Annotated in this window: 13 protein-coding genes; 9 read left to right on the top strand and 4 right to left on the bottom strand. The window is 70.9% G+C overall.

Going from position 1 to position 23,753, the window contains the following annotated elements:
* Positions 1-3: 3 nt before the first annotated feature.
* Positions 4-2,346, bottom strand: coding sequence for a molybdopterin cofactor-binding domain-containing protein (locus EHO50_RS11630; protein WP_128429820.1), 2,343 nt, complete (start codon positions 2,344-2,346; stop codon positions 4-6).
* 408 nt (positions 2,347-2,754) lie between these two features.
* Entirely contained in the window at positions 2,755-2,964 is a 210-nt protein-coding gene (locus EHO50_RS11635; RefSeq protein ID WP_128429821.1) for a hypothetical protein, read from the bottom strand.
* A 693-nt stretch (positions 2,965-3,657) separates the two neighbouring features.
* Between EHO50_RS11635 and EHO50_RS11640 the strand changes: the two genes are divergently transcribed.
* From EHO50_RS11640 to EHO50_RS11680, 9 genes are all read left to right on the top strand, one after another.
* On the top strand, positions 3,658-4,332 hold the full coding sequence (locus EHO50_RS11640) for a response regulator transcription factor (protein WP_128429822.1): 675 nt from the start codon (positions 3,658-3,660) through the stop codon (positions 4,330-4,332).
* A gap of 46 nt (positions 4,333-4,378) precedes the next feature.
* Entirely contained in the window at positions 4,379-8,356 is a 3,978-nt protein-coding gene (gene eccCa / locus EHO50_RS11645) for a type VII secretion protein EccCa (RefSeq protein WP_128429823.1), read from the top strand.
* Between the two features lie 133 nt (positions 8,357-8,489).
* Positions 8,490-9,896, top strand: coding sequence for a type VII secretion integral membrane protein EccD (gene eccD / locus EHO50_RS11650; protein WP_128429824.1), 1,407 nt, complete (start codon positions 8,490-8,492; stop codon positions 9,894-9,896).
* Positions 9,897-9,906: 10 nt separating this feature from the next.
* The gene (gene eccB / locus EHO50_RS11655; RefSeq protein ID WP_128429825.1) at positions 9,907-11,241 is read left to right on the top strand and encodes a type VII secretion protein EccB; all 1,335 of its coding nucleotides are present in this window, start codon (positions 9,907-9,909) and stop codon (positions 11,239-11,241) included.
* A 10-nt stretch (positions 11,242-11,251) separates the two neighbouring features.
* Positions 11,252-14,737 (top strand): hypothetical protein, encoded by a 3,486-nt coding sequence (locus tag EHO50_RS11660; RefSeq protein WP_128429826.1) that lies wholly within the window; start codon positions 11,252-11,254, stop codon positions 14,735-14,737.
* Positions 14,734-18,084, top strand: a complete 3,351-nt coding sequence (locus EHO50_RS11665) for a right-handed parallel beta-helix repeat-containing protein (RefSeq protein WP_128429827.1) — start codon at positions 14,734-14,736, stop codon at positions 18,082-18,084. Before EHO50_RS11660 ends, EHO50_RS11665 begins: the two co-directional genes overlap by 4 nt.
* A 133-nt stretch (positions 18,085-18,217) precedes the next feature.
* Entirely contained in the window at positions 18,218-18,553 is a 336-nt protein-coding gene (locus tag EHO50_RS11670; protein ID WP_164904817.1) for a WXG100 family type VII secretion target, read from the top strand.
* Between the two features lie 67 nt (positions 18,554-18,620).
* Positions 18,621-18,911, top strand: a complete 291-nt coding sequence (locus tag EHO50_RS11675) for a WXG100 family type VII secretion target (RefSeq protein WP_128429829.1) — start codon at positions 18,621-18,623, stop codon at positions 18,909-18,911.
* On the top strand, positions 18,911-19,444 hold the full coding sequence (locus EHO50_RS11680; protein ID WP_128429830.1) for a hypothetical protein: 534 nt from the start codon (positions 18,911-18,913) through the stop codon (positions 19,442-19,444). Before EHO50_RS11675 ends, EHO50_RS11680 begins: the two co-directional genes overlap by 1 nt.
* Before the next feature lie 309 nt (positions 19,445-19,753).
* Here EHO50_RS11680 and EHO50_RS11685 read toward each other — a convergent pair whose 3' ends face one another.
* Both EHO50_RS11685 and EHO50_RS11690 read right to left on the bottom strand, forming a co-directional pair.
* Positions 19,754-20,140 (bottom strand): hypothetical protein, encoded by a 387-nt coding sequence (locus EHO50_RS11685; protein ID WP_128429831.1) that lies wholly within the window; start codon positions 20,138-20,140, stop codon positions 19,754-19,756.
* Positions 20,141-20,197: 57 nt separating this feature from the next.
* Positions 20,198-21,271 (bottom strand): hypothetical protein, encoded by a 1,074-nt coding sequence (locus tag EHO50_RS11690; RefSeq protein WP_128429832.1) that lies wholly within the window; start codon positions 21,269-21,271, stop codon positions 20,198-20,200.
* Positions 21,272-23,753 lie beyond the last annotated feature (2,482 nt).

A 23,753-nucleotide genomic window follows, 5' to 3' on the forward strand; every position in this document is an offset into this window, starting at 1 on the left:
CTCCTAGAAGGCGCGGCTCAGGCCGTCGGTCGGGGACGCGGGGATCGGCGGGGTGGTGGGCAGCGGCTCGAAGCCGAGCGGTTCGCCGTGGTTGAGGGGGAACGTCGTCGGCATCCTGCCCGTCGCGCGACCATAGGCGCAGGCCACGGCCGCCATCGCGCCCGCCACGGCCAACTCGCCCGCTCCGCCGGGGGTTTCGGTGGTCGGCGGCATGACGACGATCTCCAGCTCCGGTGGGGTGTTCCACTGGCGGGTGTAGAAGTAGTTGTCCCAACTGCCTTCCAGGAAGTGCCCGCCCGCGAGGTGCAGCCCGGAGCTGAGCGTGATCGCGATGCCGTCCATGATGCCGCCCATCATCTGGGCCTGCAGGCCGCGCGGGTTGACGGCCAGCCCCACGTCCACGGCGCAGACGACCTTGGTGACGCGCGGCCCGGTGTACGCGTCGGGGATCTCCCGTCCGGTGGTCTCCGGGCGGCAGTCGATCTCGGCGAGGACGGCGACGTACGCGTGGTACTCGGGGTGGATCGCGATGCCCTGCGCCGTCCCCGCCGGCATGCCGCGGCCCCACTCCCCCACCTCGGCGACCTTGTCGAGGACGGCCCGTGCCCGCTCGTCCTTGAGGAAGGCGCGGCGGAACCGGTAGGGGTCCTTGCCCATGCGCTTGGCCAGCTCGTCCACGACCAGCTCCTGCGCGCACCGCACGTTGGGCGAGTAGATGTTGCGCATGGAGCCGGTGTGGAAGCGCTTGTCGGTCTCGCCGAGGAGCTGGGTGACGACGCCGAAGTTGTACGGAGTCTGCTGGGTGAGCGTGAAGATCGTCTCGGAGAAGGTGAGGTCGCCGACGGGCAGGCGCGCGGCCTCGGCCGTGATGATCTCGCCGACGCCGTGGCCGAAGTCGGTGGCTACAGAGGTGTGGCGTTGGTCGTAGGTGAGGACCTGGCCGAGTGCGTAGGTGGCGCGCACCCGGGAGGTGGACATGGGATGGGTGCGGCCTTGGCGGAAGTCGTCGGTGCGGTGCCACATCAGCTTGACGGGCTTGCCCATCGCCTTCGAGATCTCGGCGGCCTCGGCGGCGGCGTCGTGGAAAAGCTTGCGGCCGAACGAGCCGCCGCCCTCCGTCACATGGACCTTCACCGCGCTCACCGGGAGACCGAGTTTCAGCGCGATCTCCTCCTGGGCGACGATCGGGGTCTTCAGGCTCGCCCAGATCTCGGCCGAGTCCTCGCGTACGTCGGCGATGGCGCAGTTGGTCTCCAGTGCGCTGTTGCTGGCGAAGTGGAAGGTGAAGCGGGCGTCGACGGACTTGGTCAGCAAGTCGAGGGCGGGGAGGGGGAGTTCGGCCTTGCGGAGCTCGGAGCGGATGGAGTCGTCGGAGGCGTCCTCCGCCGTTCCCGGCTGCCAGGTGACCTCCAGCGCGCGTACCGCGTCGATGCACTGGCCGAAGGTGCGGCCGCGCACGGCGACGCCGGTGGAAATCCGTACGGCGTCGGTGATGCCGGGCATGGCCCGCACCTCGTCCAGGTTGCTCACCGAGCCGACGGTGCCGTTGATCGTCGGCGGCCGGCACACCATGGTCGGCAGCGCGTCCGGCACATGCACGTCCATGGCGAACTTCTTGCGGCCGGTGACCGCCTCGAGTGCGTCGATACGCCGCCGCGCGGTGCCGATGACCTTGAAGTCGGCGGACTCCTTCAGGGTGACGGAGACCTGGCCGGTGGCCACCGAGGCGGCCTTCTCGGCGAGTTCGCCGTAGGAGAGGCTCTTGCCGGTCACGGTCGAGGTGATGACCCCCGCCTTCGCGGTCAGGGTGTCGACGACCTCGCCCAGTTCCAGCGCGGCGGCCTTCAGCAGGCGGCCCCGGGCCACGGCGGCCGCGACGCGGATCGGGGTGTAGGTGGAGATGGTGGTGTTGGAGCCGCCGGTGACCTGGTTGAACAACAGCTCGGGCCGTGCGTCGGCGAGGGTCACGCGGATCTTCTCCAGCGGCAGGTCGAGCTCCTCGGCGATGAGCATGGCGCTGGAGGTGGTGATGCCCTGGCCGACCTCGGCGCGCGGCAGGGCGAAGGAGGCCGTGCCGTCGGAGTCGAGGCGGATGGTGATCAGGTTCGCCGTGGGGAGCGCGGCGTGGGTGAGCATGTCGTTGAGGTCGTAGATCTCGGCCGGGCCCGGTACGGAAGGGACGGCCGCGGCCGCCTCGGTGGGCGCGAGGGCCGCCTCGCCGAGCGGGGCGGCCACGGTCAGCGTCGAGGCGGCGACCACGTACCCCAGGAATCTGCGCCGGCCGATGCCGTCCGGGGCGGCGGCGGATGGGATCTCCGGCCGCTGGGGACGGTGGTGAGCTGCCATCGACTGTCCTCCCGGCGACGCGCCATGCGCCGATGCATGGCGGATCCTGACTGTGCACGGTCCGTACGCGTTGCGGAAGATCCCTGCCGCACTTCATCACGCAACACCCACAACACGCCTCACCTGTGCGCCTCCAGGCGGGCCAGGCTGCGGCGGGCCGGCACCCGGAGAACCCTCACGCGGCATCGGCGTGGCCGGCCCGAGGGCGGTGGTCTTGCCCGTCGCGACGCGCGCACGCACGCGGCGGCCGCGGAGGACTTCGATCCTGTGCGGACAGGGCTGTTCGTGGAGCTGGGTGACGACTCCGCGGAGCGGGACCGGGCTGGCGCCGAAGTTTCCCGCAGCCTCCAAAGGACTTGGCGGACATGGACGACTGCTGACGGGCGCCTTCCTCGGCGGGCTGTTCGCCTACGACAGCCCCTCGCGGGACGGTTCCCCGCCGGAGGGCGTGCGGGCGCGCGTGCCGGAGGGGGCGTCCCAGGCCGGCGCCGCGTCCGTGGATCCGTCCCGGGTGGCCACCTCCGCACCGTCGTCAAAGAGCCCGATGTCATCGCCGAGTACGACGCCGCCCGACAACTCCGTTACCCCGACCGACAACTCCGTTACCCCGACCGGCATCTCCGCCTCCCCGACGGCGGCCCCTTCCGGACCGGCCGTCACCACCAGCGCCGCCGCCGCATCAGAGCACCGCCGAGGCCGCCCGGGTCGCGAAATGCGCCACGCGCGAGGAAATTCAAATTACCGGCCGGTAAGTATGCGAAGCCGTGTCGCCCAAATTCGGGCAGCGGAGGGCCGGCAGGAAATTGAAATATGTTCAGCGGTTCGCTGCAATTCCGCGGGGGTGGCGTGGGCAACCGGTGAACATTTGATGAACTCCGCGACCCTGCGGGCGTATTACCTTCGCCACATCTACAGCCCTCACACACCGCATAACCCATGGAATCTCTAGCCTCCGACCCCAACCGGAGGCACAGGCACCTTGTCGACCTGCCGAATTACCAAATCTTTGCTTGACCAGCCCATCCCGGCACTTTAGAAGTAAAGCAACTTTTGCGCATGCGCCGACAACGCGCACATTGCGCTCCCGTGACCCCGGGGACCCGACACGGCCCCGCCACACCCATTCAGCTTGTGAGGTACACGTCAAATCAGGGTTTGTGCGGTGGCCGAACCGGCCGCCGGAAGGGAAAGGACCCGCGAGCGCGTGGGGTTAGCACCACTCAGTATTGGAGCGTCTATGGCCAGTGTCCGATCTCTCGCGGTGCGCGCCGCCACTGATGCGCGCCACCCGGTCGACGCAGGCTGGTCGGTATGGCCGCCCGCTCGGTAGAGGCGCCGGTCGTCGGCGAACGGGGCGCGGTGGTCAGCGTGGCCGTGCACGCCGGTGACCCGGTGAGCGGCGAGGGTGCCGTCGCCTGTCTGCGCTCCGTCCCGGGGATCACGCTGCTCCCGCCCGACCGCAGGCGCGAAGCCGACGTCCTGCTGGTCACGGTCCACCAGACCACCGAGGAGATGGTCTGCTGGATGGAACGCGCCGCCACCGAGTCGACCAACCCCGACATGCGCATCGTGCTCCTCGCCGAGACCATCTCCGAACACCACCTGATGCGCGCGGTCACCAGCGGGCTGGTGGCCTTCCTGCCGCGCGAGGAAGCCGACCGGGACCGTGTGGTGAAGACCATCCGGGACAGCGGGCGAGAGCGCGCCCTCGTCCCCGAGCAGATGGTCGGCTGGCTGCTCGAACAGGTCCGCACGATCCAGCGCACCGTGCTGGTGCCCAACGGCCTGACCGTCGGCGGTCTGCAGGAGCGGGAGGTCGAGGTGCTGAGGCTGCTCGCCGACGGCCTGGACACCGTGGAGATAGCGCAGCAGCTCAACTACTCGGAGCGGACCATCAAGAACATCGTCAGCGGCATGCTGACCCGGCTGAACCTGCGTAACCGCTCGCACGCGGTCGCCTACGCGATGCGCTGCGGAGCACTGTGAACCTCTGGGAGCGCTTCCACTCGATGTCCATGGAGGAAGGACGCGGATGACGAACACGGTGCCGGTGAAGCGCGGCTCGCGCGCTACCGCTCCCGAGATGCCCGAGGGCGAGATCGAGCTGGCCGAACCACCGGTGCTCGGTGAGCCGGCGAGCGTGGAGTTCGGGTCGGCGCTGGCCTTCCTCCCCATGGGGCTGGGCTCGGCCGCGATGGCGGTGGGCCTCTCCATGGGCAACGGCTCGCCGACCACGTACATGATGTCCGGGATGATGGGCGTCTCCATGATCGCGATGAGCCTGACCCAGCTCGGGCAGGCGGGACGCGAACGCAAGCGCCGGATGCGGGCCGAGCGCCGGGACTACTTGCGCTACCTCGCCCAACTGCGCAAGCAGGCCAGGGACGCCGCAGGCGAGCAGCGGGCCGCCGTCTCCTGGGACCATCCCGAGCCCGAGGACCTGTGGTCGCTGGCCATGAGCCCCCGGCTGTGGGAGCGCCGCGCCAGCCACGACGACTTCGCCCGGGTCCGGGCCGGGCTCGGCTCACGGCGGGCCGCGCTGCACTTCATCCCGCCGGAGACCAAGCCCGTCGAGGACCTCGAACCCCTCTCGGCGATCTCGCTGCGCCGGTTCATCAAGGCCCACCAGACGGTCGAGGGCATGGCCGTCCCCGTCTCGCTGCGCAACTTCAGCAGCGTCGAGTTCGCCGGGGACGGCACCTACGCGTACGCCCTGGTCCGGTCGATGCTCTGCCAGCTGGCCGTCTTCCACTCGCCGGACGAGCTGCGCATCGCCGTACTCGCCGACGAGCGGGGCCGGGCGGACTGGGACTGGGTGAAGTGGCTGCCGCACAACGCCCATCCGCGCGAGCACGACGCGGCCGGTGCGCTGCGGCTCGTCGCCACCGACCACGACGCCCTCATGGATCTCCTGGGCCAGGACGTCAGCGACCGACCCGACCACGACAAGTCGGAGGCGCCGAGCACCTCCGAGCCGTTCGTGGTGATCGTCGCCGCCGGCACGCAGATACCGACCGGCTCCCGGCTGCTCGGCGCCGGACTGCGCAACGTCGTCCTGCTCGACCTGACCGGCGCCATGACCGGCGGCTCGAAGGTGCTGCGTCTGACCACCGAGAAGGGACAGGTGACCTTCCCGTCCGGCGACTCGACGGCGTCCGCGCGAGCCGACGCGCTGAGCCTCGCCGCGGCCGAGAGCCTGGCCCGGTACCTCGCGCCGATGCGCACCAGCGGGATCGTGGACCTGGTCGACGAACCGTTCGAGAACGACTTCGACCTGACCGCCCTGCTCGGCATCCGCGATCCGCGGGCGTTCGACGTGTCCGCCCAGTGGCGATCGCGCACCCCGCAGCACTCCCGCCTGCGGGTGCCCGTCGGTGTGACCGAGGACGGCGAGATCGTCGAGCTGGACTTCAAGGAGTCCGCCCAGAGCGGCATGGGGCCGCACGGTCTGCTGATCGGTGCCACCGGCTCCGGCAAGAGCGAACTCTTGCGCACCCTGGTCATCGGCCTGTGCGCGACCCACTCCTCCGAGATCCTCAACCTGGTCCTGGTCGACTTCAAGGGCGGCGCCACCTTCCTCAACATGGAGAAGCTGCCGCACACCTCCGCGGTGATCACCAACCTGGCCGACGAGCTGCCGCTGGTCGACCGGATGCGCGACTCGCTCCAGGGTGAGGTGATCCGTCGTCAGGAACTACTCCGCGAGGCCGGATACCCCTCCCTCTTCGAGTACGAGAAGGCCAGGCTGGGCGGCGCCCGGCTGGCCCCGCTGCCCTCGCTGCTCCTCATCGTCGACGAGTTCTCCGAACTGCTCTCCAGCAAGCCGGAGTTCATCGAGCTGTTCGTGATGATCGGACGCGTCGGGCGAAGCCTCGGCGTGCACCTGCTGCTCGCCTCGCAGCGACTCGACGAAGGCAGCATCCACAAGGTCGCCGGCCACCTCTCGTACCGGATCGCCCTGCGCACCTTCTCCTCCATGGAGTCGCGCAGCGTCATCGGCGTCACGGGCGCCTACGAGCTGCCCTCGGCTCCGGGCCACGGCTATCTGAAGATCGACACGACCAACCTGGTCCGTTTCAAGGCCGCCTACGTCTCCGGGCCCTGTCCGGAACCGCAGATCCGCGCCGCTGCGGGCGACGACCCGAGCGGGCCGGCCGCCGAGATCGTCCCCTTCGGTCTGGAGCAACGGGCGCCGCTGCCGGCCGACCTGGGGTCCGCCGACCCGGATGACTCACGGGATTCGGACGAGCCGTCGGACGACGAGGAGCAGTCCGAGAGCTCCGAGAGCCTGCTCGACGTGCTGATCGACCGGCTGGGCGACGCCGGCCCGCCCGCCCGCCAGGTGTGGCTGCCGCCGCTGGACGAGTCGCCGAGCCTCGACCAGCTGCTGCCGGGCATCGTGCCCGACCCGCTGCGCGGGATGAGCGCGAGCGACTACCCGGCGCTCGGCGCCCTGAAGGTGCCGCTCGGCATGGTGGACCGGCCCTACGAGCAGATACGCGAACTCCTGGTCGCCGACCTCTCCGGGGCCGACGGACACGTCGGCATCGCGGGAGCACCGCAGACCGGCAAGTCCACCCTGCTCCGCAGCCTGATCCTCTCGCTCGCCCTGACCCACACACCGGAGGAGGTCCAGTTCTACTGCCTGGACTTCGGCGGCGGCGGCATCGTCTCCGTCGCGGGTCTGCCGCACGTCGGCTCGGTGGCCACCCGGCTGGAGCGCGACCGGGTGCTGCGCACCGTCGAGGAGATGACCCAGGTGCTGGAGACGCGCGAGGAGCGCTTCACCAGCCTGGGCCTGGAGTCGATGGCCGCCTACCGCGCGCTGCGCAGGAGCGGGCAGATCGACGACCCGTACGGCGACGTCTTCTTCGTGGTGGACGGGTGGGCCACCCTCCGGCAGGACTTCGAGGAACTGGAGGACCGCGTCGCCGAACTGGCCTCCCGCGGCCTCTCCTTCGGCGTGCACGTGGTGGCCTCGGCGGTCCGCTGGTCGGAGATCCGCCCCAAGCAGCGTGACCTGATGGGCACCAAGCTGGAGCTCCGGCTCGGCGACAGCATGGAGTCGGAGGTCGGAACCCGTCAGGCTGCCGGAGTGCCCTCGCGCCCCGGGCGCGGTCTCACCAGTTCGAGCCACCACTTCCTGTCGGCACTGCCCCGGCTCGACGGCTCGTCGGACATCGAGGACCTGACCAGCGCGACCAAGGCCGCGGCCGCGGAGATCGAGACGTTCTGGCCCGGCCGGTCGGCACCCGGCGTACGGCTGCTGCCCAGCAACCTGCCGGTGGACCAGCTGCCGCCGCCGGAGGGCGACATGCGGGCCTGCCTGGGCTGGGACGAGAAGCGCCTGCAGCCTGTCTGGCACGACTTCGCGAAGGTGCCGCACCTGATGACCTTCGGCGACGACGCCACCGGGAAGACCAACGCGCTGCGCCTGGTCGCCAGGGCGATCACCGCCCGCTACACCCCCGACGAGGCGCGCATCCTGCTCGCCGACCCCAGCCGGCAGCTCCTGCGGGACGTCCCGGAGGAGTACCGCGTCGGCTACGCCGTGGGCACCGAGGCACTGGCGGAACTCGCGGCCAGCGCCGCCGTGTCGGTGAGCGGCCGGGTGCCCGGCCCCGACATCGCCCCCGAGCGGCTGCCGCAGCGCGACTGGTGGACGGGACCACGCCTGTTCATGCTCATCGACGACTACGACCTGTTCGCCACCGGCAGCGCCATGGACAACCCGATGACGCCCATGGTGCCGCTGCTGGCCCAGGCGGCCAACATCGGGCTGCACATCGTCGTCGCGCGCAGCACCTCCGGAGCGATGCGCGCCATGATGGACCCGCTGCTGCGCCGCATGTGGGAACTGGGCAGTCCGGCACTGCTCCTCTCCTACCCCAAGGAGGAGGGCAAGTTCATCGGTGAGGCCAAGCCGCGCACCCTGCCCCCGGGCCGTGCGCAGTTCGTCACCCGGCGCGGTGTCGGACTGCTCCAGACCGGACTGGCGGCTCCACCGTGAGCCGGCCCTCCGCCGTGAGCCGGCCCTCCGCTGGGCGCCGTACACCTGGCGTCCGGCGCCCACGCGCCGCACCGGCCGTCCCCAGCGCATCGAACCCGCCCCGTTTTCCCCGTCTTTGCACCGCAGGAGAACCATGAGCACCGCCGCGTCGTCCCCATCCCGTACCGGGCACGGGGGGACCGCCGACGTCTGCCGACTGACCGTCAGCGCGGCCAAAGGCCGCACCGATCTCGCGGTGCCCGTCACCGCCACGGTGGCCTCACTCCTGCCCGTCGTAGTGAAACCGTCCGTGAACGAGGAGGACCTCGGCGGCAGATGGGCGCTGCAGCGCCTCGGCGAGGCCCCGCTAGACCTGGACGGCACCCCGGAGACCCTCGGCCTGCGCGACGGTGACGTGCTGTATCTGCGGCCGAAGGACGACCTCCTGTCGGAGCTGCGGTTCGACGACGTGGCCGACGGGGTGTCCACCGCGCTCAACGCCCAACGCGACCGCTGGCGGCCGGAGTTGACCCGTCGGCTCTGCCTCGTCCTGGCCTGCCTGGCGCTGGCGTCCCTCGCCGCCATGGTCGTCGCCACCGGACCCCAGCTGCTGACCACGCTCACCTGCGGTCTGCTCGCCGTGGGCCTGATCGTCGGCTGCGGCCTGGTCACCAAGAACCTGGAAGACCGGGCCATGGGGACCATCACCGGCCTGGGCGCGTGCCTGTTCGCCGCGCTGGCCGGGCTGTCCGCGGTGGCCGGACCCGCCGGGCTGTTCGCGCCCGGCCGGCTGGACGGGCTGCTCACCGCCACGTTCACCGGAGTGGCGGCCGCCGCGGTCCTGGCCACGGGCAGGGTGCCGATCCCGGTCTTCGGCACTCTGCTGATGCTGGCGGGCACGGTGGAGGTCGGCTCGTTCCTGTCGATCGTCCTCGGGTGGGACGCCACCCGGGTCGCCGCGGTGCTCGCGGCGACCCTGTTCGCGCTCTCCCCAATCCTTCCGCGCCTGGCGCTGTTCGCGGCGAGGCTGCGCGTCGTGGAACTCCCGCACAACGCCGAGGAACTGCAGCAGGGCATCGACCCGCTGCCCGAACCCCTGGTCAACCGCCGGGCCGCGGCTGCGGACGGCTACCTCAGCGTCTTCTTCCTCTCCTCCGCCGCGGTCTTCATCGTGGCCTCCGCCCTGCTGGTCCAGGCCCCGAACTGGTCGGGCTGGGTCTTCGCCGCGGTATTCAGCCCGGCGGTGCTGCTGCGTGCCCGCGCGGTGGGCAACGCCTCGCAGCGCATCGCCCTGGTGATCGCCGGCGCGCTCGGCGCGATCCTGGTCGTGCTGTCCCTCACCCTCCACGCCGGCCCGGTCGTGCAGGCCGGAACCATGATCGGGCTGTTCGCCGTCGCCGCTCTGCTGCTGACCGGCGCCTGGCGACTGCCCGGGGCGCGGCTGCGGCCCATCTGGGGACGCCTCGGGGAGATCTTCGAGGGCCTCACGGCGCTCGCCCTCATCCCGCTGCTGCTGCAGGTCCTCAACGTGTACGCGTACTTCCGCTCGCTGGCCGGCTGAGGGGGCTGCGGTGCAGAACCGACGCGATCACGTCCAGGCCCACCGGTTCGCCGTCGGCCGGCTTGTGTCGGCCTTGCTGGCCGGTGATCCGGGCCCCGTCGAGGTCCCCATGCGGCGGGGAAACCTCGGCATGCAGTTCGGCGCGCTGGTCGCCGTCCTGCTCGCCGCGGGCTTCGGGGTCTACGGCCTGATCAGCCCCAAGGAGAGCACGGCATGGCGCAATCCGGGGTCGATCATCGTGGAGGAGGAGACCGGCAACCGGTACCTCCTCCTCGACCAGCAGCTGTACCCCATGGCCAACTACGCCTCCGCGCTGCTGGTCGCCGGAGCCCGTGCCAAGACCGTCTCCGTCGCACGCGACACCCTGGCGGAGGTGCGGCGCGGCCCGCAGCTCGGCATCGTCGGCGCGCCCGATGACGTGCCTCCTGCCACCGACCTGCTCTCCGGAGACCGCGCGGTGTGCCTGCCACCGGGCAGCGCGAAGACGCTGGTGGACCTCGACCCCGCGGGCCGCTCCACCCCCGTCCCGCGCAACCAGCGGATCCTGCTCTCCGGGCCGGACCGCACCACGTACCTCGTGTGGAACAGCCGGGCGTACAAGCTGTCCCGCGCCGAACTGGTCGCGCTCGGCATGGTGGCCCAGGAGACCGTCCGGGTCTCCTCGGCCTGGCTGGCCCAGCTGCCGTCCGGCGGGAAGCTGACCGCGCCGCGCATCCCGGAGGCGGGCTCCGCGGGCTCCTCGGTGGCCGGCGAGTCCGCGAAGGTGGGGCAGTTGTTCGAGACGACAGCCGCCGGCTCACGCGAGATGTACGTCCTGCGTGCCGACGGCCTGGCCCCGATCAACCGCACCGAGTTCGCCCTGCTCAGCGCCGTACCCGGTGCCTCCGCGCCGAGGCAGGTGACCACGGCCGACATCGCGGCCGCCCCCGCCTCACAGGACCGCTCCCTGCTGACCGCGGTGCCGGACCTGCTCTCCGGCCCGGCGTTCAACCCTGCCGGCTCGGCGCTGTGCGTGCTGCAGAAGGCCGGCAGCTCCAAGGGCGGCACGGTCGTGACCGAGCCCATCGCCGCCGGGCCGCGACCCTCCGGTCTGTTCGTGCCGCCGGCCAAGGGCCTGCTCGTCGCGGCGGAGTCCGCGCAGGCGCCCGACGCCACATCGCGGCTCTACCTGATCACCGACAGCGGCAAGAAGTACCCGTTCGCCAACACCGACGCGCTCGCGGCGCTCGGATACGGCCAGGCCAAGGTGCGGACGCTGCCCCGCCAACTGCTCGATCTGGCACCCACCGGTCCGACGCTGGACACCACCACAGCCAAGACCGCCGTCTCGGCACGTGCCGGTTAGGGGGCGGGACATGGTGCAACTCGATCGCGGTTCGCGCGGCTCAAGCCGTGCCGCTCTGGAGTGCCGGAGCATCGGCGGTGCGCTGCTGGTCCATCCCGCGGGGAAGATCAACCCTCAGCTGCACGCCTTCGCCGGCGGACTGGCCCACGACCCGGAACACACGCTCGTCGTCGTCGACCTCCCGGAGGATCCGCCGGCCGAGGACTGGGAGTCGGTGGCCAGTCTGCTCAAGCGCCGAGGGCGTTCCTTCCGGGTGATCATCGGCCGGCCGAGCCGCGAGACCGCCATGACGGCCGGTCAGCTCCTGGCCGACCGGCTCGAACGGACCGTGCTCACCCCGGACGGCTGGGTGCTCCCCGCCGCCGGGGGCGTGCTGTTCGTGCCGGAGGCCGCCGGTTCGGGCTGGCTGGGCTTCCAGCCGCGTCGCTCGTCCACCTGGGCTCGGCTCGGGCGGCCCAAGCACACCCTCCAGGTGTCGCGCCGGTTCCCCGTGCCGAAGTGGGATCACGCCGTGCCGGAGGGCTCCTTCGCGACCAGCGCCAACGGTACGGCCGAACCCGTGCCCGGCGGCGTCTGGGTCAGGCGGACGGACCAGCCCGCAAGCGAGCAGGACGTCCATCGCCGCCGGCTGGCGGCCTCCCTGCTCTGCCAGTCAGACCGGCTCGTCGTGGTGCTCGGCTGCCCCGGTGGCGCGAACCTTTCGCTGGAGGACATCGAGCGGTTCTGGGGACGCGTCACACCGGCCGCCCGTCCGCTGGTGCGCTTCACCGCCTACGGGCCGGTGGCCGTGCCGAAGGGCAGCGCGCTCGGTCAGGTACTGGCCGACCGGTTCGGCCAGCAGGTCACCGTCTACGCCGGGCTGCCGACGGTCGGCGAGCCGGGCACCGACGGTGCGCAGATCCGCGTACTGACCACCGACGGTACGCCCGGCCCGCCCGCCTTCGTCCGCGAGCTGGTCTACCGGCCCGCGGTCGCCCCCGGCTCCGCGGCGCCGCCGCCCGAGCTGCGCGGCCGCCGCCGCCCGGCGGACGGCTTGCCGGAGGTCTCCTCGGGCGTGTACGAGTACGCGCCCGACGCCGTGCTGGAGGTCACCCAGAGCGGACTGTGGCTACGGCCGCCTGCGGCTGCGTCCGACGCCCCGGCGGTGCACCGCGTCCCGGCCGACCCGGGCGTGACGGTCATCCACTTCGACGCGGGCACGCCGGAGTCCGCGGAGCGGATGCGGACGCTGGCCGAGGAGGTCCGGCGGAAGCTCGATCCGACACTCGCCGAAACCTGCCGAGTACTGCCCGCCCCGCAGCACACAGCCGAGAAGAACTCCGGCGCGGCGCCCTCCCCCAGGGGTGGGGCGGGCGCGCCCGGGGTTGCGGCTGGGGTGGCGGGGCCGGGGCCGGTGTCCTTGGCCGGCGAGCCTGCGCAGGTGGCCGGCGTGCGTGCACCTGTGCCTGGAAGCGGGGTGTCGGACGCGTCGGCATCTGGGGTTGGTGAACCTGGGCCTGCGACCGAGGTGCCGGGTGCGGCGCGGCCTGCGGCGGGCGAACGCGGAGGTGCGAGCGGAGTTCAGGAGACGGCGTCGCGGCCTGCGGCGGACCGGACCGGGCCCGCGGCGCAGGCACCGGGGGCTGTGGTGGGCGAGCACGGGTCTGCTGCCGAGGCAGTGGCTTCTACGTCGGGCCGGATCGGTCCTGCCGGTGGGTTTCCTGGGGCTGAAGGTGGGGTGTCCGGGCCTGCTGGTGCCGTGCCAGGTCCGGCAACCGGGATACCTGGGACGACAAGTGGCGTGCCCGGCGCCGATGGTGGGGCGTCCACGCCCGCAAGTGACGTCCCTGGGCTGTCAGCTGAGATGCCTGGGACCGCGAGCGGTGCGCCCGGGGCCGGTAACGGAGTGTCCACGCCCGCAGGTGTCGATGTTCGCGGCCCCGCAACCGGTGGTGTGCCCGGGGCCAATGGCGTGATGCCCGGGGCGGAAAGCGGAGTGCCCGGAACCCAAGGAGGCGTGCCTGGAGCCGACGGCGGTGTGCCGGGGGCCGAAGGCGGAGTGTCCAGGACCGCAAGTGGCGTGCCTGGAGCCGACGCCAGCGTGCCCGGAACCGAAGGCGGAGTGCCCAGCACCGCAAGTGGCGTGCCCGGTCCCGGCCCGGCGCCTGTCGTCGGTGCGTCAGGGTCAGAGGGCTCGGCGCCGGAGCCTGCGGTGGGCCGATCCGGTTCTGCGGCCGAGGTGTTGGAGGCCACGCCGGTGCCCGGTGTCGGCGAGTCCGGGGCCGCGCCTGCCACCTCCGCAGTCGTGGCTCCCGATGCTGCGGCTCCCGTCGGTCCGGCCGCGTCCGGCGGGCGGCAGGCGCAGGCGTCCATGCCCGCGCCCGCTCCCCTACGCCCGCGGTCGCTTCGGCTGGAGTCGGCCCCGCCTCCTGGGGCCGCGTCCGCCGAATCGGCCGAGGCCGCGCCCGCCGGTGCCGGCACCGTGGATCCGGGGCCCGTGGCAGACCCGGCTCCGCAGCCGGCGGCCACGCCCTCCCCGGCGCCTCCTCCGGCGGCCGCCCCCACGTCGGCCCGGACTTCGACCCCGCCTCCGGGCCCGGCAGCGGCCCCCGCTCCCCCGGGAACGCCTGCTCCCGCGCCGACCCCCACGCCCGCGGCGCGACCCAGGGCTCAGCGTCCGGCCGTACGCATGCAGCCCGTGCCCGCACCCGATGCCTGCGCCGTACCCCCGGAGCGCGGCATCGAGCAGGAACGCACCTGGCTGCGGCGGACGTTGAAGGAGCAGTACGACTCCGCCGCGAACCACGTGGCGCGGGTGCTGTCCGAGTCCCCCGGGCTGCGCGGTGGTTCCAAGCAGTCGGCCGATGACGTGGTCACCGACCTGGTCGCGGTCCGGCTGTATCTGGCGGGAGGAACCGACCGGATCGACAGCGCGGTGCGCGGCGCGACCGTCGGCCCCCATGTGCCGCTGGCCCGCTGCGTGGCCTCGGGGCTGCGCCGACTGCCGTCCTATCGCGGAGCCACACTGCTGCGCACCACGTTGAGCGAGGCGGAGTGGCAGTGGTACGGCAAGCGCCGGCTTGTCACCGAGTGGGCATTCTGCTCCGCGCTGACCGCCGCGCATCCCGAGATGGCCGGCGACGTCGACGTACTGATCTGGTCGATGACCGCCCGCCGAACCGCCCTGCTGGACCCGACCGTTCCCGACCGTGTGCTCTACCTGCCCGGCACCAGTTTCAAGGTGCTCGGGGTGCGCGACGAGGAACGGCGCGTGCTGTTGCTGCGGGAGCTGACGGGCCCTGAGATCGGCGCGGACGGGAGCGTCGACATCCGGCGGCTCCCGCTGGACGACCTCGCGATGGCCGGGCTGGAGCAGGCCGGCACCGAGTGGCGGGACGCCAAGCCCGTCGTACGGCTCCCGGCGACGGCCCTCGGCTCCCTCCGCAATCCACCGGGGCTGATCGTGACCGGCCGTGGCGCCGGCACCGCACCACCCAGAAAGGGAACGACGCCATGACGAGGCAGGTCCTGCTGGTCTCCCGAGACCGTCCCGGCGCCTACCAGTCCATAGGCGAGGCACTGCGCGCCGCTTCGGACGGCGCGGTGATCACCGTGGCCGCGGGGACGTACGAGGAACCCCTGGTCATCACGCGCATGGTGACCATCTCCGCCGCGAGCGGCGGGGGCGACGTGCGGATCCATGTGGGCTCGGGCAGCGCCGTCGTCGTCGACGCCGAGGCGGTGCAGCTCTCCGGTCTGACGATCTCCGGCGGGGACGACGACACGGCCGCCGTGGAGATCCGGCGCGGCGAGGCCGCACTCGACGCCTGCCGGATCACCGGTGCGGGGTGGACGGCGATCCTGGCGTGGCATCAGGGAACGCTGGTGGCACGCGACTGCCGGATCGACGAGGCGCAGGGCGCCGGCATCGTGGTGACCTCGCCCGGTGGCAACACGGTCGAGAAGACCGTCGTGCAGGAGACCACCTCGTCCGCGATCGTGGTCGCCGAGGGCGGGCGGCTGGCGGTCCGGGAGAGCGTCATCGACCGGGCGGGCGGCAACGGCATCTGCGTCAACGGCAACGGGCGCGCGGAGGTCAAGGACACGGCGATCACCGCAAGCGGCAAGCCGGCGCTGGTCGTCGAGCAGAACGGCGCGGCGACCGTGTCGGGCGTCACCGTGACCGAGAGCGCGAGCGTGGACGCGTACCTCACCGGCAAGGGCCGGATCACCCTCACCGGCTGCCGGTTCTCCGGTGCCGGCGCGGAGTCGGTGCACATCGCCGGCGGTTCGGCCCCGCTGCTCAAGGGGTGCGGCGTCTCCGCCCCGGGCGGAACCGCCGTCCGGATCACCGGGAAGTCGCGGCCCCGGCTGGAGAACTGCGAGATCACGCGGGCGTCGGTGGGTGTGAGCGTGGAGGGCGGCAGCACGGTCGCCCTCAAGCAGCTGGCCGTACGCGAGGCGGCCCAGGCGGCCGTGCTCGTCGCGGAGGGCGCCGCCGTCGAGGCGGAACAGCTGACGGTGGCGGAGGGTGCCGGCATCGGGCTGCGGGTGGCGGGCGGCGCCAAGGTCATGGTGCGGGACAGCGAGATCGCCACGGACCGGGCGAACGCGGTGGAGCTGACCGAGAAGGGCACCGGCAGGTTCCAGGAACTGCGCCTGCGCACCGCAGGCGGCTGTGGGTTCTCGCTGACCGACGGGGCCGAGGCTGAGGTGGTGTCCGCCCGGCTCCAGGGCTGCGAGGTCCTCGTCGGGAAGGACTCCGCGCTCACCGTGCGGGACAGCGAGATCGCCGGCTCCGGAACCGACGCGATCCGGGTGACCGGTGGCGGATCGGTCACGGCCATCGGGTGCCGGGTGCACAGCGCCCGCGGGCACGGCGTCAACATCCAGGCGACCGCGCGGGCCGAGGTCAGCAACTGCGTGATCTTCGACAACGCCGGGGACGGCGTACGCACCAACACCGAGGAGCCGGTCAGCGTCCGTGACTGCGAAGTGCGCGACAACGGCGGCCTGCAGGTCCACCAGCTCCGGGACAACCCTCAGTTCTCGGCCGGCAACCTGACCGGCGGCGACCGGCAGGACAAGTCCGGGCGGGCCGCGTCGAAGGGGCGGCAGCGGCAGGAGGACGGCGCCGAACGGTCCGAAGCGTCGGAGACCGCTCAGCACACCGGCACCGGACCGCTCGCCGAACTCGACGCGCTGGTCGGGCTGGAGAGCGTCAAGCACGAGGTCACCAGCCTCATCAACCTCAACAAGATGGCCCAGCGCCGGGAGGAGATGGGACTGCCCATGCCTCCGATGAGCCGGCACCTGGTGTTCGCCGGCCCACCGGGCACCGGCAAGACCACCGTGGCCCGGCTCTACGGCGCGGTCCTCGCCGAACTGGGCATCCTCAGCAAGGGCCACATCGTGGAGGTCGCGCGCGCCGACCTCGTCGCGCAGTACATCGGCGCCACGGCCATCAAGACCACGGAGGTCGTCACCAAGGCGATCGGCGGTGTGCTCTTCATCGACGAGGCCTACACCCTGACCAGCCAGGCCAAGGGAAGCGGCCCCGACTTCGGTCAGGAGGCCGTCGAGACCCTCATGAAGCTCATGGAGGACCACCGCGACGAGATCGTGGTCATCGTCGCGGGCTACTCCGAGCAGATGGACCAGTTCCTGTCCTCCAACCCCGGCATGGCGTCACGTTTCTCCCGCACCGTCGAGTTCCCCAACTACTCGGTGGACGAGCTGGTGACGATCGTCCGGGGCCTGTGCGGCAAGCACTACTACGAGCTCACCGATTCCGCGCTGGAGGCCCTCACCACCTACTTCGAACGGACCCCGAAGGGGCCGACATTCGGCAACGGCCGGGTGGCCCGCCAGTTGTTCGAGTCGATGATCAACCGTCAGGCATCCCGGCTGGCCACTCATCCGCCCACCGCGGACTCGGAGTTCACGCGTCTGACGGCGGACGACGTGGAGAAGCCGCCCGGGTTGGAGCCCGCCGCTTCCGGTGGCGGGGACAACCGGCAGCCGCAGGAGCCGCGCAGCAGCCGGCGCATCGCGAACCTGGTCGGGCTGGAGGCGGTCCGCACCTCGCTCCTCGAACGGCTCGCCGGGCTCACGGAGCTGCGCCGGCAGCGTCAGCCGGTCGCGGGGCTGATGAACCTCGTGTTCGCGGGCAAGGAGGGCAGCGGCCGCGGGGCGGTGGCCGGGCTGTACGCGCGGTGCCTCGCCGAGTACGGGCTGCTGGAGACCGGCGCGGTGCACCGGCAGGCCCTCTCCGAGTTCCCGGCGGGTTGGCGGGAGCAGGCCGAGACGTTCGCCGCCGCCGTCTTCGACGAGGCCGCCGGCGGCCTGCTGCTGCTCGAACTCGACCAGGCCTTCCAGACCCGCCCGGAGTCGGAGCGCGCTGCCGTGATGAGCGCGCTGCGGGCGGCAGCGGACGGCAACGGCGAGGTGGCGCTGGTGCTGTGCGGCGAGGAGGCACTGCTGGCGGAGGCCCTGAACGCGCGCCCGGGCTCCGAACTGGCCTCCTGCTTCGCCGAGTACCTGCCGTTCGCCGACTATTCGGGAGCGGAGCTGGCCGAGCTGTCGTGGCGTTATCTGACGGCACGTGGATTCACCGTCGACGCCCCGGTGCGCAACTCGCTCGCCGAGCACTTCACCGAGTCTCCGCCCCCGGCGGGCGCGTACGGGGCGCACCGGTTCGCCGAACGTCTGGCCGCCGCCGACTCCCCCGCGATCCGGCCGGCCGCCCGGACGGACGCCGACACCGACACAAGCACCGGCACCGCCGACGCAGGCGCAGGCGCAGGTCAGGTGCCTCCTGAAGAGGGCAGTCCGGCCCTGGCGGAGGCGGGCGCGGGGGCCTGACGGGAGTCGTCGGGGCAACGATCGCTGGTGGACGGGGCAAGGGAGAGCGAATGCGGTTCCTTTGGCCCCCGCCATTCGAGAAGGTATGACCAGGCGGTTCAGAAGGAACCCGCACCAAGAACTGGAGGCCTCGATGGCGGGCAATATGACACAGGTCGACCTTGCTGGACTTCAGAAGGCCATCAACGTCTTCTCGAACGGCGTCGCCAACTTCGACGGCCAGTACAAGGCGATGGCCACGACGGTCGGCAACATTCAGTCCGTGTGGACCGGCCAGGCGTTCATGGCATTCGACCGGGCGCTGCAGAACTGGCTCGTCGACTTCAACAAGGTGATCACGGTGCTCAACGGCATGGAGAACGCCCTGAGCCAGAACACCAGCATCCTGACGCAGACGAACGAGGAGACCATCCAGAAGGCCCAGCAGGCCGCCGCCGGGATCACCACCCCGACGCTCCCCGGATTCTAGTAAGTCCCCTTTCAGTCAGCTCTCACAGCCAGCTTTCACAGCCGGTTTTCACAGCCAGGAGAAGAACATGGCAGATTACAGTCTTCAGTTTGACGGCCTCGAGTCCGCGGTCACGGAAATGAGCCGGATTTCCAAGCAGATCAACGACTTCCTGGAGGAACTGCAGAGCGGCACGATGCAGGCCATCACTGAGTGGGAGAGCGGCGCGCGCGACCTGTTCGACAGCCAGCGCAGCGTCTGGGCCACGGCCGCCAACGACATGACCGTGCAGGCCGCCAACGCCCAGAACTCGCTGACCCAGATCATCGGCCAGTACGCCGATGGCGAGAGGTCCGGCGTCAACATCTGGAACCGCTGATGCCGGATACACATTCGCTGAACTGGGAACCCAGGGAGAAGAAGCCGCCGCCCCCTCCTCCCAAGGAGTGGGACCCGACGACGTTCCACGCGCCGCACACACGGTCCGGACCTGAGACGCACGACCCCACGCCGCCGCCGGTTCCGGGTGGTTCGGGCAACGGGCGCAGGACCTCGGTCGACACGCCGTCCATGGAACTCTTCGCCGAGAACATGGACAAGCTCGCGGATCCGGTGAAGCAGGCGTACCAGAAGCTCATGGAGCTCCAGCGGGTCAATCCCGGAGCCTTCTACGACGCCTATATGCTCCGGCAGGTCTCCTGCGGCGCCAACGGCGACACGGGGCTCCAGAACACATACCTCAAGATTCTCCACGATCTCGGTCAGGGTCTGGCAGACATCAGCACCGGCATGCGCCAGCTGAGTGCGAAGTACAAGACCACCGAAGAAGAGGCCAAGATGACGGCCGAGGATCTGAACAAGGCGATGCAGTCCGCTCAGAGCGATTTCACCAAGCTCGGTACCGGCGGATGAGAACAAGCTATACGGCTGCCTGTGGCGGCGTCAGGTGTCCCTGGACCTGACGCCGCTTTAGGCGTTTGCCCATACAGGCACGAACGAGAGCGTCGATGTCATGGCAACAAAGAAGGACTACAACTCCGGCAACACCACGCAGGCGGACAACAAGGCCGGTATCTTCGGCAACAACTCCGTCATGGGGTCGCCGAACGACTACGACACCTGGGACTGGAAGCAGATCGAGGCCGTCATCGTCGGCGCTTCCAACCTGGCGTCCGGTCAGGAGCAGGACCGGGCGCACAGCGTGGCCACCCCGCAGAGCCTCTACGACGCCGGTAACGCGTTCCAGTTCGTGCAAGAAGTCCTGCAGATGGTGTCGGAGAACCTCGTCGCGCAGGCCAAAGCGCTGGCCGGCAACACGGACTCGCCGTGGCAGGGCACTGCGGCGGATTCCTTCATGACCATGATGGAGACCTTCTCCAAGCAGGTGGCCTCCAGTGCCAATGCGCTCTCCGGGGGGAGTATGAGCGCATCGGTCGCGCAGACTCTCGTCGACGCCGGTAACAACCTCGCGGTGGCCCAGGCGAACATCGTCACGATTGACCAGTGGTACGCGCAGCAGGCGCAGATCATCGGCATCAAGCCGATGAAGAACGGGCTCATACCGGTCAGCAAGAGCCCGGAGATCGTCAAGATGATGACGGACGACATGCGCAAGGTGCTGCACACGCTCGCCGGGCAGTACTCCGCCGAGACGCGCACCCTGAATCAGGTCTCCACGACGAACATCACGTCTCCGCTGAGCGGTACCAACCCGAATCTCCCGAAGCCGCCGGGTACGGGCAAACCGCCGCAGACCAAGACCGCGCCACCTCCGAGCACCGTCGGGGCGCGCACCCTCCCCACCGTCTCCACCACGCCCATCACCCTGGGACCCGGGCCGCAGAGAACGTCCACGCCCTCGCGCATCACGCTGCCGAACACGCCGCCCGTGACAACGCCGGTGAAGACTCCGGTCAGTTCGCCCGTGAACTCGCCGGTGCTTACGCCCAGTCCGCAGGGGAACTTGCCTGCGAACTCACCGGTGAATGTGCCGGTGCCGACCCCTACGCCGATCACCTTGCCGACGAACGCGCCGGTCACGCCGACCAAGTTCACTTCGGCACCGGTGACCGGCCCTGCGAATACACGGGTGAACTCCCCGACAAACGCGCCCGTGCCGACTCCCACGCGGATGACGTTGCCGAGCAACACGCCGATCAAGCCGACGAAGTTGGCTTCGGCACCGGTGAACTCACCACTGCCGTCGACCACACCGTCGACCACGCGGTCATCCACACCGGCCCCTACGCAGCTGAACCCCGGGAAACTGAATCCCGCGATGCACGCGGCCCTCAATCCGGGTTCTGTGCCCAACAGCACGTTGCCGACGGCGCCGAGCGCCAAGAGCCCGAACTCCACGGCGCCGCCGACTGTCGGTACTCCGTCGCGGATGCCGTCGAGTTTGCTGAACAGCGGCGGCAACGGGAGCACGCCACCCGACACGAGCACCATCAACCCCGTTTCTCTCGCCTCCAACCCTCCCGCCGGTGGCGGCGGTACCTCGCCGACGACGGGCCCAGTCAGCCCCGTCAGCCCTGTGCTGCCGTTGCGGACCAACTCGGCGAACCAGCGCAAGAGCGCTGCCGGTGGGGGTACGGCGCCCGAACTCGGCTCTCCGACGCCGATGCCGTCGGACTTGTTGAACAGCAGGGGCAACGGGGCCACGCCGCCCAACACGTCAACGGTCGGCGCGGGTGGCGTGACCTTGCCGACCGGCGCCGGTGGCGGCCGCACGGGCATCAACCCCGTCTCCCTCTCGTCGAATCCGCCTACGAGCAAGACGGCGTTGCCGAACGGGTCTACTCCGAGTGTTCCTGTGTCGCGCGTGCCGTCCGACTTGTTGGGTCAGGGTGGCGCTGGTGGTGTGAAGTTGCCCGGCACCGGCTCTGGTACCGGCGCCGGTGGGGTGTCGCTGATGGGCACTCCCGGCGGCGCGGGCTCGGGCTCGGGTGTGCCGTCAGCTAAGGCGCCTGGCGGTGGCGCGGGAATGCCATTCATGCCGATGGCCCCCGGAGCCGGTGGCGCACCGAAGGACGATCAGCGGTCCGATGCCTCCGGGCTCGTGTCACGCAATGTCGAACCGTGGTCCGGACAGGGCGTTGAACCCCCGGGTACAGGTGAAATCTCGCCGACTACGGGTGCTGCCGCGGGCGGGGCTGGACTGGTGACGCCACTGCCCAGCGGGGCGTTGCCGAACGGATCGGTGCCAGGGCGCTCCGTGCCGAACGTGTCGTTGCCAAATGGCTCTGTGCCGAACGGGTCTGCCCCGACCGTCCCTGTTTCCCGTATGCCGTCTGACCTGCTGAACCAAGGTGGCGCCGGCGGCCTCAGGCTGCCCGGCACCGGCACCGGTGCCGGTGGGGTGTCGCTGATGGGCACTCCCGGCGCGGGCGCGGGCTCGGGCTCGGGTGGGCCGTCAGCTAAGGCGCCTGTCGGTGGTGCGGGGATGCCCTTCATGCCGATGGCACCTGGAGCCGGTGGCGCACCGAAGGACGAGCAACGCTCCGACGCCTCCGGACTCGTGTCACGCAACGTCGAACCGTGGTCCGGACAGGGCACCGAACCACCTGGCACAGGCGAAATCTCACCGACGACAGGTGCCGCCGCGGGCGGAGCCGGACTGGTGACACCACTGCCCAACGGAGCGCTGCCGAACGGCTCGGCCCCGTCAGGGTCGTTGCCGAGCCGGTCCGTCCCGACCGCTCCTGTGTCTCGCGTGCCGTCCGACTTGTTGGGTCAGGGTGGCGCTGGTGGTGTGAAGTTTCCCGGCACCGGTACCGGTGCCGGTGGGGTGTCGCTGATGGGCACTCCCGGCGCGGGCGCGGGCTCGGGTGTGCCGTCAGCTAAGGCGCCTGTCGGTGGCGCGGGAATGCCATTCATGCCGATGGCACCCGGAGCCGGCGGCGCACCGAAGGACGAGCAACGCTCCGACGCCTCCGGACTCGTGTCACGCAACGTCGAACCGTGGTCCGGACAGGGCACCGAACCACCTGGCACAGGCGAAATCTCACCGACGACAGGTGCCGCCGCGGGCGGAGCCGGACTGGTGACACCACTGCCCAACGGAGCGCTGCCGAACGGCTCGGCCCCGTCAGGGTCGTTGCCGAGCCGGTCCGTCCCGACCGCTCCTGTGTCTCGCGTGCCGTCCGACTTGTTGGGTCAGGGTGGCGCTGGTGGTGTGAAGTTTCCCGGCACCGGTACCGGTGCCGGTGGGGTGTCGCTGATGGGCACTCCCGGCGCGGGCGCGGGCTCGGGTGTGCCGTCAGCTAAGGCGCCTGTCGGTGGCGCGGGAATGCCATTCATGCCGATGGCACCCGGAGCCGGCGGCGCACCGAAGGACGAGCAACGCTCCGACGCCTCCGGACTCGTATCACGCAACGTCGAGCCATGGAACGGGCAAGGCACCGAACCACCGGGCACAGGCGAAATCTCACCGACGACAGGTGCCGCCGCGGGCGGAGCCGGACTGGTGACACCACTTCCCAACGGGACGTTGCCGAACGGATCGGCGCCAGGGCGCTCCGTACCCAACGGGTCCGTGCCCAACGCGTCGCTGCCGAACGGGTCCGCGCCCGGAGGCTCTGCCTCCCGTATGCCGTCTGATCTGCTGAACCGCGGTGCCGCCGGCGGTATCACGGTGCCCAGCGCCGGTACCGGTACCGGCGCCGGTGGCGTGTCGCTGGGCGAGGCCCCGACCCCCGGCTCGGTACCGGAGGGAGGCCATGCCGCTGGCGGTGCTGGTGCCGGGATGCCGTTCATGCCCATGGCACCCGGAGCCGGTGGAGCGCCGAGGGACGAGCAACAGTCCGACGCCTCCGGACTCGTATCACGCAACGTCGAACCATGGTCCGGACAGGGCGTTGAACCCCCGGCCACGGGTGAAGTCTCACCGACGACGGGTGCCGTTGCTGGTGGTCCTGGACTCGTGACGCCCGGCACAGGTGCCGATGGGGCGATTGGGCAAGTGCCGGGTTCGGTGATGCCGTTGCCCAGGGGGGCGTTGCCGAACGGATCCGTGCCTGGTCGGTCCGTGCCGAACGGATCCGTCCCGCACGCATCGCTGCCCACGGGATCCACGCCGCACGTGTCGTTGCCGACGGGTTCCGCGCCGAGTGGCCCTGTGTCCCGTATGCCGTCCGAATCGCTGGACCACGGCACCGCCGGTGGAGTCCGGATTCCCAGCGTCGGCACCCCGACCCCCGGCTCGGTCCCCGGGGGAAGC

It is taken from the genome of Streptomyces cyaneus, assembly GCF_004028635.1.
In the GTDB taxonomy this organism is placed as follows: Bacteria; Actinomycetota; Actinomycetes; order Streptomycetales; family Streptomycetaceae; genus Streptomyces; species Streptomyces cyaneus.

What these genes read in the sequence shown, in the direction of transcription:
- EHO50_RS11640 (WP_128429822.1), top strand. Translation starts at nt 3,658, where the DNA reads ATGGCCGCCCGCTCGGTAGAGGCGCCGGTCGTCGGCGAACGGGGCGCG.
- EHO50_RS11670 (WP_164904817.1), top strand. Translation starts at nt 18,218, where the DNA reads ATGGCGGGCAATATGACACAGGTCGACCTTGCTGGACTTCAGAAGGCC.
- EHO50_RS11630 (WP_128429820.1), bottom strand. Translation starts at nt 2,346, where the DNA reads ATGGCAGCTCACCACCGTCCCCAGCGGCCGGAGATCCCATCCGCCGCC.
- EHO50_RS11635 (WP_128429821.1), bottom strand. Translation starts at nt 2,964, where the DNA reads ATGCCGGTCGGGGTAACGGAGTTGTCGGTCGGGGTAACGGAGTTGTCG.
- EHO50_RS11675 (WP_128429829.1), top strand. Translation starts at nt 18,621, where the DNA reads ATGGCAGATTACAGTCTTCAGTTTGACGGCCTCGAGTCCGCGGTCACG.
- EHO50_RS11680 (WP_128429830.1), top strand. Translation starts at nt 18,911, where the DNA reads ATGCCGGATACACATTCGCTGAACTGGGAACCCAGGGAGAAGAAGCCG.
- EHO50_RS11690 (WP_128429832.1), bottom strand. Translation starts at nt 21,271, where the DNA reads ATGCCCGTGCGGCCGCCACCGGCGCCGGTCGGCAAGGTCACGCCACCC.
- eccD (WP_128429824.1), top strand. Translation starts at nt 8,490, where the DNA reads ATGAGCACCGCCGCGTCGTCCCCATCCCGTACCGGGCACGGGGGGACC.
- EHO50_RS11685 (WP_128429831.1), bottom strand. Translation starts at nt 20,140, where the DNA reads ATGTCGTCCGTCATCATCTTGACGATCTCCGGGCTCTTGCTGACCGGT.
- EHO50_RS11660 (WP_128429826.1), top strand. Translation starts at nt 11,252, where the DNA reads ATGGTGCAACTCGATCGCGGTTCGCGCGGCTCAAGCCGTGCCGCTCTG.
- EHO50_RS11665 (WP_128429827.1), top strand. Translation starts at nt 14,734, where the DNA reads ATGACGAGGCAGGTCCTGCTGGTCTCCCGAGACCGTCCCGGCGCCTAC.
- eccCa (WP_128429823.1), top strand. Translation starts at nt 4,379, where the DNA reads ATGACGAACACGGTGCCGGTGAAGCGCGGCTCGCGCGCTACCGCTCCC.